12 protein-coding genes are annotated in these 12,018 nt (G+C 63.5%); 7 read left to right on the top strand and 5 right to left on the bottom strand.

The window, feature by feature from the left end; all coding sequences use genetic code 11:
• Positions 1-6 precede the first annotated feature (6 nt).
• Positions 7-990, top strand: coding sequence for a bifunctional riboflavin kinase/FAD synthetase (locus NKH60_RS26915; protein WP_352874004.1), 984 nt, complete (start codon positions 7-9; stop codon positions 988-990).
• 79 nt (positions 991-1,069) lie between these two features.
• Here NKH60_RS26915 and NKH60_RS26910 read toward each other — a convergent pair whose 3' ends face one another.
• Positions 1,070-1,624 carry an HdeD family acid-resistance protein gene (locus tag NKH60_RS26910; RefSeq protein ID WP_352685523.1) on the bottom strand — a complete coding sequence of 185 codons (555 nt, stop codon included), beginning with the start codon at positions 1,622-1,624 and terminating at the stop codon, positions 1,070-1,072.
• Positions 1,625-1,967: 343 nt separating this feature from the next.
• Between NKH60_RS26910 and NKH60_RS26905 the strand changes: the two genes are divergently transcribed.
• Positions 1,968-2,873 (top strand): alpha/beta hydrolase, encoded by a 906-nt coding sequence (locus NKH60_RS26905; protein ID WP_352874001.1) that lies wholly within the window; start codon positions 1,968-1,970, stop codon positions 2,871-2,873.
• 197 nt (positions 2,874-3,070) lie between these two features.
• Positions 3,071-3,874 (top strand): MipA/OmpV family protein, encoded by an 804-nt coding sequence (locus NKH60_RS26900; RefSeq protein WP_352817449.1) that lies wholly within the window; start codon positions 3,071-3,073, stop codon positions 3,872-3,874.
• Between the two features lie 16 nt (positions 3,875-3,890).
• Here NKH60_RS26900 and NKH60_RS26895 read toward each other — a convergent pair whose 3' ends face one another.
• The 3 genes from NKH60_RS26895 to NKH60_RS26885 all read right to left on the bottom strand — a co-directional run bounded on the left by NKH60_RS26895 (position 3,891) and on the right by NKH60_RS26885 (position 4,973).
• Entirely contained in the window at positions 3,891-4,325 is a 435-nt protein-coding gene (locus NKH60_RS26895) for an RES family NAD+ phosphorylase (RefSeq protein WP_254817429.1), read from the bottom strand.
• Positions 4,326-4,327: 2 nt separating this feature from the next.
• On the bottom strand, positions 4,328-4,702 hold the full coding sequence (locus tag NKH60_RS26890) for an Xre family toxin-antitoxin system antitoxin (protein WP_254817430.1): 375 nt from the start codon (positions 4,700-4,702) through the stop codon (positions 4,328-4,330).
• A gap of 85 nt (positions 4,703-4,787) precedes the next feature.
• A complete protein-coding gene (locus NKH60_RS26885; protein ID WP_352474531.1) occupies positions 4,788-4,973 on the bottom strand; it encodes a hypothetical protein in 186 nt (61 codons plus the stop codon).
• Between the two features lie 42 nt (positions 4,974-5,015).
• Between NKH60_RS26885 and ileS the strand changes: the two genes are divergently transcribed.
• Positions 5,016-8,006 (top strand): isoleucine--tRNA ligase, encoded by a 2,991-nt coding sequence (ileS, locus tag NKH60_RS26880; RefSeq protein WP_352873998.1) that lies wholly within the window; start codon positions 5,016-5,018, stop codon positions 8,004-8,006.
• 195 nt (positions 8,007-8,201) lie between these two features.
• Entirely contained in the window at positions 8,202-8,882 is a 681-nt protein-coding gene (locus NKH60_RS26875; protein WP_352453465.1) for a hypothetical protein, read from the top strand.
• Positions 8,883-8,965: 83 nt separating this feature from the next.
• On the opposite strand, the gene NKH60_RS26870 is transcribed toward NKH60_RS26875, so the two are convergent.
• Complete coding sequence (locus NKH60_RS26870; protein WP_352770845.1) at positions 8,966-9,418, bottom strand: nucleoside deaminase; 453 nt, start codon at positions 9,416-9,418, stop codon at positions 8,966-8,968.
• Between the two features lie 76 nt (positions 9,419-9,494).
• On the opposite strand from NKH60_RS26870, the gene NKH60_RS26865 reads away from it, so the two are divergent.
• Positions 9,495-11,393, top strand: coding sequence for a pseudouridine synthase (locus NKH60_RS26865; protein WP_352873995.1), 1,899 nt, complete (start codon positions 9,495-9,497; stop codon positions 11,391-11,393).
• The gene (rsmD, locus tag NKH60_RS26860) at positions 11,374-11,928 is read left to right on the top strand and encodes a 16S rRNA (guanine(966)-N(2))-methyltransferase RsmD (protein ID WP_352820471.1); all 555 of its coding nucleotides are present in this window, start codon (positions 11,374-11,376) and stop codon (positions 11,926-11,928) included. Before NKH60_RS26865 ends, rsmD begins: the two co-directional genes overlap by 20 nt.
• Positions 11,929-12,018 lie beyond the last annotated feature (90 nt).

Below are 12,018 nucleotides of genomic sequence, written 5' to 3'. Positions count from 1 at the left end.
CAAGCCATGACGGCCATGTTCGAACGCATTTCCGCAACCGCACCGCTGCCGGCCCATCTGCGCGGCGGCGTGGTGGCTATCGGCAATTTCGACGGCGTCCACCGCGGCCACCAGGCGGTGCTCGAACGCGCGCGCGCCGAAGCGGAGCGTCGCGGCGTACCCGCCCTGGTGCTGACCTTCGTACCGCATCCACGAAAGGTGTTCAGGCCGGACATGCCGTTGTTCGTGCTGACGCCGCCGCCGATGAAGGCGCGGCTGTTGTCGCATCTGGGCTTTGCGGCGCTGGTCGAGCAGCCGTTCACACGCGAGTTCGCCGCCTTGTCGGCGGAGGCTTTCGTCACCGGCGTGCTCGAGCGCAATCTCGCCATAAGCCACGCCGTCACCGGCTTCGATTTCCATTTCGGCAAGGACCGCCAGGGCGGCCCGGCCTATCTGATGGCTGCCGGCGAGCGCCACGGCTTCGGCGTCACGCTGGTGGATGCGTTTCGCGACGAAAGCGCCGAGGTGGTGTCGTCGAGCCGCATACGCACGCTGCTGTGCGAGGGCAATGTGGCCGAGGCCGCCGGTTTGCTCGGCTACCGTTTCACCGTCGAGGCGGAGGTGATCGGCGGCCAGCAGCTCGGCCGGACACTCGGCTTTCCGACCGCAAACATGAGGCTTTCGCCGGAAGCCACCCTCAAGGAAGGGATTTATGCCGTCCGCTTCCGCCGCGCCGACGGTTCGCTTCACGATGGCGTCGCCAGCTTCGGCCGCCGGCCGACGGTCGACGACAATGGCGCGCCATTGCTGGAGACCTTCGTCTTCGACTTTTCCGGCGACCTCTACGGCGAGATTTGTGCCGTGTCCTTCTTCGGCTACCTGCGCTCGGAGGTGAGATTCGACGGGCTTGACGCGCTGGTCGCCCAGATGAAGCGTGACGAGGCCGAGGCGAAGGCACTGCTCGCCGGCGTCAGGCCGCTTTCCGGGCTGGACGCGGCCATAGCTTTTTAGAGCATGGTCCCGAACCGAAGGTCAGCGAAGCAAAAAAGTGGGAACCGGTTTTCCGATTAAGATCATGCTCAACCAGAATTTATCTCTTCAGCGCCAAGCCAAGAGCGATGAAGCTCCAACCCTGGAAGATCAGGTCGACGGCCAGGAACAGGCCCAGCACCCACACGCTGTTGACCGGCCAGCCCATGGCGATGACCAGTCCCGCCAGCGCGCTGATGACGCCGGCCGCGACCACCCAGCCCCAGCCGGGCTGTGGCCGGTGGCTGTAGCCGACCCAGGCCCTGAGCACGCCTGAGGCAAGAAGCGCGACCGCCAGGAGGAAGGTCAGCACCGTCGAGGCGAGGACCGGATTGTCGAACGCGAAGAAGCCGGCGACGGCATAGAGGAGGCCGCTGAGCAGCCAATAGAAGAAGCGGCCCCATGTCTTCACACCGAAGGCATGGATGATCTCGACAATGCCGGCCATCAGCATCAGCCAGCCCACGACAAAGACCGAGGCGACGGTTGCGATGAACAGATTGCCGAAGGCAATGCCGCCGAAGACAAGCAGCAGCACCCCGAGCGCGACGAACCATCCCCATTTCGCCCGCGTCTGGCCAATGGCGTCTTTCATGGCATCGCTGTGCACGGTCATTGCCCTTTTCCCTCAAGGTTGCCTAGCTTCTTTGTTCCGGAAGGTAGCGCCGATCGCCTTGCCCGTCCAGCGAGCAGGCTGTGAGCGCCACACTCCCGAGCGATCCGCTAGACCTCCGTTTTTGACCCGAAGCGGCCAAATACCAGATGGAATAATTCGATCATGTGGGGGGTGAGCCAGTGCTAAAAGATAACAAGCGGGTTTACGGGCGACCCGTCGTCCCGTGTATTCGCCGCGGCGCAAGTGTAACGAAAATTCCCAGTGCTGGCATTGGCCCTTTATACGATGACGTGTGCTGCTGCTATATGCCGTTTTCTACGCTTGATGAGGCTAGGGAAGCAAAATGGGCGATGTGAACGAACACCTCGATCTGACAGAGATCAACGCCGTTCGCAGGCTGTTGACGTCAAAACCACGAACGGTCCGCTGGGACGAACGCCGGGCGCGGCTCGACGAAGTCGGTTCGGTCTGGCCGGTCGCGGAGGACATCCGATGCGAGCGCGTGGTTTTCGATGGCCTTGAGGGAGAGTGGTCCCTGGCGCCTGGGAGTGACAGGGATAAGGTTCTGCTCTTTTTCCACGGTGGTGGCTACTGCTCCGGCTCCCTTAAAAGTCATCGTCGAATGGTTACCGAGGCAGGTCGGGCAATGGGAATACGCACCCTCGCGATCGACTATCGCCGCGCACCGGAACATCCTTTCCCTGCGCAACATGAAGACGCACTCACCGCATGGCGCTTTCTGAGCCGGCAAGGCATCGCGTCGGATCGCATCGTGGTTGGCGGAGACAGTGCGGGCGGCAACCTCACTCTGTGCCTGGTCAGTATATTGCGCACGGCAGGCGAGCCGTTGCCGCAATGTCTTTGGCTGGTTTCGCCCTGGACGGACCTTTCGATGTCCGGCGCGACACTATCAACCAAGGACGCAATCGACCCTATCATCCACCGGGCGTATTTGGAGGAACTGGCAACGGCCTATGTTCCCAATGGCGTTGGTCGGCGCGATCCGCTGATCTCGCCTTTGTTCGCCGATCTAAGCGGATTTCCCCCAATGCTGATACAAGCCGGTTCGGCCGAGACGCTGTTGTCGGACGCAACTCGGCTCGCCGAAGCCGCTGGCGCGGCTGACGTCAAAGTAGGTCTCGAAATTTGGCCGCATATGATTCACGCTTGGCCGGTTTGGAATGCGGGGTTGAGCGCCGGTCGCCGCGCTCTTCACAGCGCAGGCATGTTTGTCCGCGAATGTTTGTAACCCCTGCCGAGGCAACTGCTATCGTATTCCAAACACTTGATCTGGAATCTTGGTGCGCCAAACACTCGACTGCAACGCGGAACAGCCGGCCAACGCTGCCAATGTTGCGGATATTAAGTCAAATTTTACCGAACTGGCGCCATGGCTTCAGTCAAGGCTGGTTGTATCGGCCAATGCGTTCGACGTATGGAGTAACGATGCGGTCTGTCCCGACGATCTTGGCCGCATTCATGCTCGGCACCTGCGGCGTTGCCAAGGCCGGCGAGGGCACCTTCGGCTGGCTGTCCGGAGACTGGTACCTGACGGTCGGCGCCACCGGCATGGTTGCTCCGAATTTCGAGGGCGGCAAGAACTACCTGCTCAGTGCCTCGCCGATCATCTCGCTCGGCAAGGCTGGTCCCGCGGCGCGCTTCACCTCGCGCAACGACAATATTTCATTGGCATTGATCGACGATGGCGGCGTCCGCGCCGGCCTGACAGGCAAGTTCCTGTTTTCCCGCGACGGTGGTGACGCCGACGAATTGAAGGGTCTCGACCCGGTGCGCTGGGGCGGCGAGGCTGGCGGCTTCTTCGAATTCTATCCTTTGGATTGGCTGCGTGCCCGCGCCGAATTGCGGCACGGCATTCGCGCCCATAACGGTTTTGTCGCCGACATCGCCGCCGACGCCTTTTACGATGTGACGCCCGACGTCAGGATTTCGGCCGGACCGCGCGTTTCGTTCGCCTCATCGGACTATTTCGACGCCTATTACGGCGTTGATGCCAAGGAGTCCCTGGCCTCGGGACTTAGCGAATATCATCCCGGCGGCGGGGTGAAGTCGGCGGGCCTGGGCGGCGCGGTGACCTGGAAGGTGACCGAGCCGATGACGGCCAGTCTGTTCGGCGAATATTCCCGCCTGATGGGTCCGGCCGCCGATTCCAGCCTGGTCAAGGAGCGCGGCTCCAGGGATCAGTTCATGATCGGCGTGTCGACGACCTATCGCTTCGATTTCTCGATGTGAGCGGGCGGGCGTCGGCTCATTTGATCAAACGGCTGTCGAACGGATAATGGTATAGGCCCGCAATCGTAATGCGTGACGCATCGTCATGGGTCGGGTTGAGCAGATAGTTGTTTGCCTTGCGCATTATGATCGAAGGAATTTTCATGAGCGCGTAACGATTGGCCGAGAGAAAGTCCGTGCCCTGTCGCCGTGTTGATTCCATGTCCTTGTCCCAGCCGTCATGGATAACCGGTTCGGTCATTTCTATTCCGTCCGGAACGTCGATTTCGATAAGCTGGTAGGTTTCCGGAACGGTTTCGCGCGTCGCATGCACCAGTATCTCCAGCAGTGCCGTCGAAGGGTGGTCGGTGCAATAGACGATGGGCATTCCGCGCCTGTTCCATCTTCCATCAACGAGCGTTCCGCCACGACCCGAGAGATCCGCGAAATTGGAGATGCGCCAGATGCGCATCGTCAGGCAAGCATGCCAAAGTCGATACGGATAAGCTCTTCGGAAACGACGTGGGCGCCGGTCTCTGTCTCAAGGAGATCGATCGGCCTTGCACCATCCAATGCTATGATCTCGCTTCTCAGCCAACGCTGGGCTTTCTCATGGCTACCGAATACCCGATCCGCCTGCTCGGCGATGCGTTCAAGGCGCAGGGCGCGGTCGGATTCAGCTGGCGAAAGCGGCTCGGCATGTTCCTTGCGACGCGCCAGCGTGCGGCGGGGGGCAACGATACGATAGAGTTCTTCGCTACTGAAACCCAGACTGCGCAGATGATCGATCTTGTCCGTAGGGACGGAAAAGTCGTGTGTTGCGCGAATTGCCCTTGCTGCGACCGACATGAATTGTTTCCTTGGCACTGCAGGCCATTCTGCTTGCCATTTGCCTACAAATGTATGCGCAATTGGCACCTTCCGCAAGGAAGCATCAGAGTTCGGGCTTTTCAATATCGCCTGTCTCGGTTAAAAGCCCAGCCATGACGAGCTTTTCGCGCCTTCTCGCGCCTGCGATACGAATTACAGGCCCGGTGCTCCGGGCGGCCTGACCGCCGCCGGAGCCGCCGGGAATCTTGCGCGCGGCCTCTCGCGCTTTTTCCAGATCATGATAGTTCAACGCCCGGGCTCTTTTGCCGCCGGCAACGCATATGGCAGACGAATGACTGATACCGAGACCGCCGAGACGATCGATTATTCCAAAACGCTCTACCTGCCGCAGACGGATTTCCCGATGCGCGCCGGGTTGCCGGAAAAGGAACCGCTGCTGGTCAAGCGCTGGCAGGACATGGACCTTTACCGCAAGTTGCGCGAAGACGCAGTCGGCCGCGAAAAATACGTGCTGCACGACGGCCCGCCCTACGCCAATGGCAACATCCATATCGGCCACGCACTGAACAAGATCCTCAAGGACGTCATCACCCGCTCGTTCCAGATGCGCGGCTATGACTCGAACTATGTACCAGGCTGGGATTGCCACGGCCTGCCGATCGAATGGAAGATCGAGGAGCAGTACCGCGCCAAGGGCAAGAACAAGGACGAGGTGCCGGTCAACGAGTTCCGGCAGGAATGCCGTGAGTTTGCGGCGCACTGGATCAAGGTGCAGGGTTCCGAATTCCAGCGGCTCGGCGTCGTCGGCGACTTCGACAATCCCTATACGACGATGGCTTTCCATGCCGAGGCGCGCATCGCCGGCGAGCTGCTGAAATTCGCCATGTCCGGCCAGCTCTATCGCGGCTCCAAGCCGGTGATGTGGAGTGTGGTCGAGCGCACCGCGCTGGCCGAGGCGGAGGTCGAATACCAGGACTATGAGTCGGACACGATCTGGGCGAAGTTTCCGGTCGTCAGCCTCGCTCGCCAGGTCATCAACATCAAGGATGGGCAGCCAGCCCTTGATCCCAAGCTGACGCAGACGTCGCTCGATCTGCTTGATGCCAACGTCGTCATCTGGACGACGACGCCGTGGACGATCCCCGGCAACCGCGCCGTCAACTACTCGCCGCGCATCAATTATGGTCTCTACGAGGTTACGGCGGCCGAGAACGCCTTTGGTCCTCAGCCCGGCGAAAAGCTGATCTTTGCCGAGAAGCTTGCGGACGACGCTGCCGCGAAGGCCAAGGTCACTCTGAATCGGCTTCGCAGCGTTGGCGCCGAAGAGCTTGAAAACCTTACGCTTTCGCATCCCCTCAAAGCTCTGGGTGGCGGCTACGATTTCCCCGTGCCGATGCTCGCCGGCGATCACGTCACCGACGATGCCGGCACCGGTTTCGTCCACACCGCGCCGGGACATGGCCGCGAAGACTTCGACGCCTGGATGGATGCTGCCTCTGATCTTCGCCAGCGTGGCATCGACACCGCGATCCCCTTCACCGTCGACGATGCCGGCTTCTTCACCAAGGACGCGCCGGGCTTCGGCCAGGACCGCGAGGGTGGAGCGGCGCGCGTCATCGACGACAATGGCAAGAAGGGCAACGCCAACCAGGCTGTCATCGACGAGCTGATCAAGCGCAACGCGCTGTTCGCGCGCGGCCGCCTGAAGCACTCCTATCCGCATTCCTGGCGCTCGAAGAAGCCGATCATCTTCCGCAACACGCCGCAATGGTTCGTCTATATGGACAAGGAGCTTGGCGACGGCACGACACTGCGCAGCCGCGCCCTGAAAGCCATCGACGATACCCGCTTCGTGCCCGCCGCCGGCCAGAACCGCATCCGCGCCATGATCGAGGAGCGCCCCGACTGGGTGCTGTCGCGCCAGCGCGCCTGGGGTGTGCCGATCGCCGTGTTTGCGGATGCCGACGGCAATGTGCTGCGCGACGAGGCAGTCAACCGGCGCATCATGGACGCCTTCGAGAAAGAAGGCGCCGACGCCTGGTTCGCCGCCGGCGCCACGGAGCGGTTCCTCGGCAATCACGATGCCTCGAAATGGCAGCAGGTCATGGACATCCTCGATGTCTGGTTCGATTCAGGCTCGACGCATGCCTTCACGCTTGAGGACCGGCCCGACCTGAAATGGCCGGCCGACGTCTATCTCGAAGGCTCCGACCAGCATCGCGGCTGGTTCCACTCCTCGCTGCTCGAAAGCTGCGGCACCAGGGGCAGGGCGCCCTACGACACCGTCGTCACCCATGGCTTCACCATGGATGAGGAGGGGCGGAAAATGTCGAAGTCGCTCGGCAACACCGTCGTGCCGCAGGACGTCATCAGGCAGTCCGGCGCCGACATCTTGCGGCTGTGGGTGGTGACGACCGATTATTGGGAGGACCAGCGGCTCGGCAAGAACGTGCTGCAGACCAATATCGACGCCTACCGCAAGCTGCGCAACACCATCCGCTGGATGCTGGGCACGCTCGCCCACGACGATGGCGAGGAGGTGCCGCTGGATAGGATGCCTGAACTGGAGCGGCTGATGCTGCACCGGCTCGCTGAACTCGATGAGGTCGTACGCTCGGGCTACGACGCGTTCGAATTCAAGCGCATCACCCGCGCGCTGCTCGACTTCATGGTGGTAGAGCTGTCAGCCTTCTATTTCGACATCCGCAAAGACGCGCTTTACTGCGAAGCGCCTTCCAGCGTGAAGCGCAAGGCTTCCGTGCAGGTGGTGCGCCATCTCTTCGACTGCCTGGTGAAATGGCTGGCGCCGATGCTGCCCTTCACCATGGAAGAGGCTTGGCTCGACCGTCATCCGGATGCGGTCTCCGTGCATCTCGACCAGTTCCCGGAAATCCCGGCGGACTGGAGGAACGAAGCGCTGGCGGAGAAGTGGCGCAAGGTTCGGCAGGTTCGCCGTGTCGTCACCGGGGCGCTGGAAATTGCCCGCGCGCAGAAGGTCATCGGCTCTTCGCTGGAAGCGGTGCCGGTCGTTACCCTCGACGATGCCGTGCTCGAAGCGGCGATCGCCGATGTCGATATGGCCGAGATGGCGATCACCAGCGATCTGGTAATCGTGCACGGCAAGGCGTCGGCGGGCAGCTTTACCCTCGACGACGTCAAGGGCGTCGCCGTGGTCGTCGAGAAGGCGGAGGACCGTGGCCTGGTGAAGTGCGCGCGCTCCTGGCGCTACACCGCCGATGTCGGCTCAGATCCGGAATTCCCGGATGTTTCGGCCCGTGACGCCGCTGTTCTGCATGAGCTGAAGGCTTTGAGCCGTCTTTAAGGCGGTGCACAAATGCCACGGCGGGCGGCCGATCGGCCCCCGCGCGTTGCCCTTAACGAGTGGTTGAGGTAAACACGCGAAACTCCGGACGACAAATTGTCGCCGGAATTCCGTCGGAAGAGCATAGGCGATGGGGACCGGACCTTTCTTTGGCCGGCGGCAATCGAGAGGCTGTCTACAGTGGGACTTTTTGGCATGACCGAGAGAACTTACGCGCGCGTTGCGCTGCTGGCGCCGCTTGTCGTATCGGGCCTCGCTTTGTCCGGCTGCATGGGCTCGCCCACTTACGGGACAGACAAGACCGCGGGCGCGCAGCTTGCCGGCGACCTCACCGGGGCTTTTTCCTTCGCACCCAAGCGCAAGGATAGTATCGACTACAAGCCGCGCCCCACACTGGTGAAGCCAGGGCCGGGGCAGAAGGAAGTCTTGCCGCCGCCGCAGGAAAGCATCGAGACGGCGAGTGCCGAATGGCCCGAATCGCCGGAGCAGCGCCGTGCCCGCCTGCGCGCCGATGCCACCCTGCATCAGGACGACCCGGCCTACCAGGCGCAGGTCATCGATGACGTGCAGACGGATCCGGCGTCGGTCAAGGCCGCGCTGAAGCTGTCGGGCTCGAGCCACCCGCCAGCCTGGACTCCGGCCGATTCGGACAAGAGCCGCGCCGCGGAAATCATGCGCCGCCGGGCTGAAGGCAAACAGGGCGACCCGACCACCCGCAGATATCTGAGCGAGCCACCGGTGCAATACCGCGCTGCCGCCGCCACCGCGCCGCAGGGTGACCTCGGCGAGGACGAGTACAAGAAGGAACGCCGCCTCAAGAGGGAGGCGGCTGCCAAGAGTAAGAGCGGCGGCATGTTCGACTGGCTGCCCTGGTAGGCTGACGGCGCCAGAGACGTTCTTGCCCTGGATTGGCTGGCTGGATTGGCTGACTTGGATGGACCGTCTGCCGGACCAGAAAATCAGGCTCCGCGTCGCTCGCGAAAAAAGTCCTTCAGCAATGCTGCTGCTGCGTTCTCGGCCATGCCCGGATAGATGTCGGGCACATGGTGGCAGGTCGGTGACGTGAAGAAGCGAACGCCGTTGACCACTGCGCCGCCCTTCTCGTCCGCAGCGCCGAAATAAAGCCGGCGCAGCCTGGCGAAGGAGATGGCGCCGGCACACATGGCGCACGGCTCCAGCGTCACATAGAGATCGTGGCCGCTGAGCCGCTCGCTGGAAAGCTTGCGGCAGGCCTCGCGGATCGCCAGCATCTCGGCATGGGCGGTGGGATCGGCAAACTCGCGGGTGCGGTTGCCGGCACTCGCAACGACCGTATCGCCGCCGACGACGACCGCGCCAACCGGCACCTCGCCACGCTGGGAGGCGGCTTCGGCTTCTTTCAGCGCCAGCGCCATGAAATCCTGCCGCTTCACGCGGTTTCCATTCCGATTATCTCCTCGCCACTAGAGCGCGATCCTGTTACTACCCGCGCAAACGAGCAAAGGCCACATGGACGACAAAAACAAGAAATTCCCGCGCAAGGCCGGCCCGAAGCCGGCAGGGTCGCGTGGTCGCGATAGCGCTCCCGGCAAGGGCGGCAAGCCGCCCTTCGGCGCCAAAAAACCCTACACTCCGCGCGGCGACCGGACGGCGGCCGCCGAAGGCGAACGGCCGAAGCGCGACTTCAAAGGCGGCGACCGGCCATTCAGCAAAGGGCCGCGTCCGGAAGGCAAGCCTTATGAAAAGCGCGAGGATCCACGCAAGCCTTATGCACCGCGCGGCGACCGGCCGGCAGCTGCCGAAGGCGACCGGCCATTCAGCAAGCGCCCACGACCCGAAGGCACGCCTTATGAAAAGCGCGAAGGTCCGCGCAAGCCTTACACTCCGCGCGGCGACCGGCCGGCAGCTGCCGAAAGCGAGCGCGGCGAGAGGCGCTTCGACCGTCCCAAGCGTGATTTTGGCGATCGTCCCAAGCGTGATTTTGGCGGCGATCGACCGCAAGGGGCACAAAGGGCACAGGTGGCATCGGAAGGCGGCTTCAAGCCGCGCCCGCGTCGCGTCGAGGCAACGGAAGAAGCCGGCGAACGCATTGCCAAGCGGCTGGCGCGTGCCGGCCTGGCCTCGCGCCGCGACGCCGAGGAACTGATTGCGGCCGGCCGCGTCAAGGTCAATGGCAAGGTGTTGTCCTCGCCGGCCTTCAACGTCATGCCCGGCGACATCATCCATCTCGACGGCATGGAGATCCCGCCGATCGAGCGCACCAGGCTGTTCCTGTTCCACAAGCCGGCCGGCGTGGTCACGACAAACCGCGATCCCGAAGGCCGCAAGACCGTCTTCGATGTGCTGCCGCCCGGGCTGCCGCGGCTGATGACCATCGGCCGGCTCGACATCAACACCGAAGGCCTGCTGCTGCTCACCAATGATGGTGGCCTGTCGCGCGTGCTCGAACTGCCGGCGACCGGCTGGTTGCGACGCTACCGCGTGCGCGTTCACGGCAAGGTCGAGGAAAGCGCGCTTGCAGGGCTGCGCGAAGGCATTGCCGTCGACGGTGTCTTTTATGGCGCCATCGAGGCGACGCTCGACCGCGAGCAGGGTTCGAACGCCTGGCTGACACTCGGCCTGCGCGAAGGCAAGAACCGCGAGGTCAGGAACATCCTGGGCGCGCTCGGTCTCGACGTGACGCGGCTGATCCGCATTTCCTACGGGCCGTTTCAACTCGACGATTTGCCGGAAGGCCATGTGCTGGAGATCAAGGGCCGCGTGCTGCGCGACCAGCTCGGCGAGCGCCTGGTCGAAGAGTCCGGCGCCAATTTCGATGCCGATATCGCCAAGCCGTTTTCCAACAAGCCGGTCAGGCGTGAGCGCGAGGAGGAGCCCGAGCGGCCGAAATTCACCCGCGACGGCGAACGCCGGCCGATCGGCGAGGGCGGCCTGATCAAGAACCGCAAGCGCCGCGAAGGCAGCCGCGACGAAGCGCTCGGCAAGCTGTCGACAAGCCCTGACAGGAGCTTTGGGCCAAAAAAGAGCTTTGGCGAGCGTGGCCCCAGACCTGAACGCAGCGACTTCGGGGACAAACCCCGCGGCGACAAGCCTCGTGGCGGCTTCGGTGGGAAAAAATCCGAACGCGAGCAGCGGCCGATCGAGCCGCCGGGCCAGCGCAAGGCCAATGTCTGGATGGCGCCGGGCGCACGGCCGATCGGCAAGGGCAGGGCGGAGGCAGACGCCGCCAAGGCGGCGGAAAACAAGGCGCGCAAGGCATCGTTCAAGCCGTCTTACGGCAAGCCCGGCGGCAAGCCGCAAGGCGGCGGTGCAAAGCCGTTCGGCAAACCGCGCGGCGAGCGCCCGGATGGCGGTGGCGACCGGCCGCGCGGCGGCCCGAAGGGAAGCAATGCGGATCGTCGGCGGTGAGTTTCGCGGGCGTCCGCTGGCGACGCCCCGCACCTTTGCCATCCGCCCGACCACCGACCGCACGCGTGAGGCGGTCTTCAACGTGCTGGCGCATCGCTTTCCTGAAAAACTGGACGGCGCGCGCGTGCTCGACCTGTTCGCCGGCACCGGCGCGCTCGGCCTCGAAGCGCTGTCGCGCGGCGCCTCCTACGCTGTCTTCATCGAAGAATCCGCCGAAGGGCGCGGCCTGATCCGCAGCAATGTCGAGGCCTTCGGCCTCACCGGCCGCACCAAGATATTCCGCCGCGACGCGACGGGCTTGGGCGAGGCGGGCACCATCGCCGCATTCGGCCTGGTCTTTGCCGATCCGCCCTATGGCAAAGGCCTTGGCGAACGCGCGTTGCGCTCGGCCAAGGCCGGCGGCTGGCTCGCCCCCGGCGCGCTCTGCGTCGTCGAGGAAGCGGCGGCGGCGCCGTTCGAGGCAGGGCCGGGCTTTTCGGTTGTCGACGAGCGCAACTATGGCGAGACGGTCATCCGGTTCATCGAGGCCGCCTGAGTTCGGCTTCCACGGTGGCGCCTTCAAAATGACGAACAATTCGCTTTGCCTCGACCAGCAACCCCGCCTATCGTCCCACTACAAACCGGA

Origin of the sequence: Mesorhizobium sp. M1006, from assembly GCF_040318825.1 — a bacterium.
In the GTDB taxonomy this organism is placed as follows: Bacteria; Pseudomonadota; Alphaproteobacteria; order Rhizobiales; family Rhizobiaceae; genus Mesorhizobium.
This window is presented reverse-complemented; position numbering and strand designations above follow the sequence as displayed.

Bases quoted from the DNA above. Each gene is read 5' to 3' on its own strand.
- NKH60_RS26915 (WP_352874004.1), top strand. From the start codon at position 7: ATGACGGCCATGTTCGAACGCATTTCCGCAACCGCACCGCTGCCGGCC.
- NKH60_RS26910 (WP_352685523.1), bottom strand. From the start codon at position 1,624: ATGACCGTGCACAGCGATGCCATGAAAGACGCCATTGGCCAGACGCGG.
- NKH60_RS26905 (WP_352874001.1), top strand. From the start codon at position 1,968: ATGGGCGATGTGAACGAACACCTCGATCTGACAGAGATCAACGCCGTT.
- NKH60_RS26900 (WP_352817449.1), top strand. From the start codon at position 3,071: ATGCGGTCTGTCCCGACGATCTTGGCCGCATTCATGCTCGGCACCTGC.
- NKH60_RS26895 (WP_254817429.1), bottom strand. From the start codon at position 4,325: ATGCGCATCTGGCGCATCTCCAATTTCGCGGATCTCTCGGGTCGTGGC.
- NKH60_RS26890 (WP_254817430.1), bottom strand. From the start codon at position 4,702: ATGTCGGTCGCAGCAAGGGCAATTCGCGCAACACACGACTTTTCCGTC.
- ileS (WP_352873998.1), top strand. From the start codon at position 5,016: ATGACTGATACCGAGACCGCCGAGACGATCGATTATTCCAAAACGCTC.
- NKH60_RS26875 (WP_352453465.1), top strand. From the start codon at position 8,202: ATGACCGAGAGAACTTACGCGCGCGTTGCGCTGCTGGCGCCGCTTGTC.
- NKH60_RS26865 (WP_352873995.1), top strand. From the start codon at position 9,495: ATGGACGACAAAAACAAGAAATTCCCGCGCAAGGCCGGCCCGAAGCCG.
- rsmD (WP_352820471.1), top strand. From the start codon at position 11,374: ATGCGGATCGTCGGCGGTGAGTTTCGCGGGCGTCCGCTGGCGACGCCC.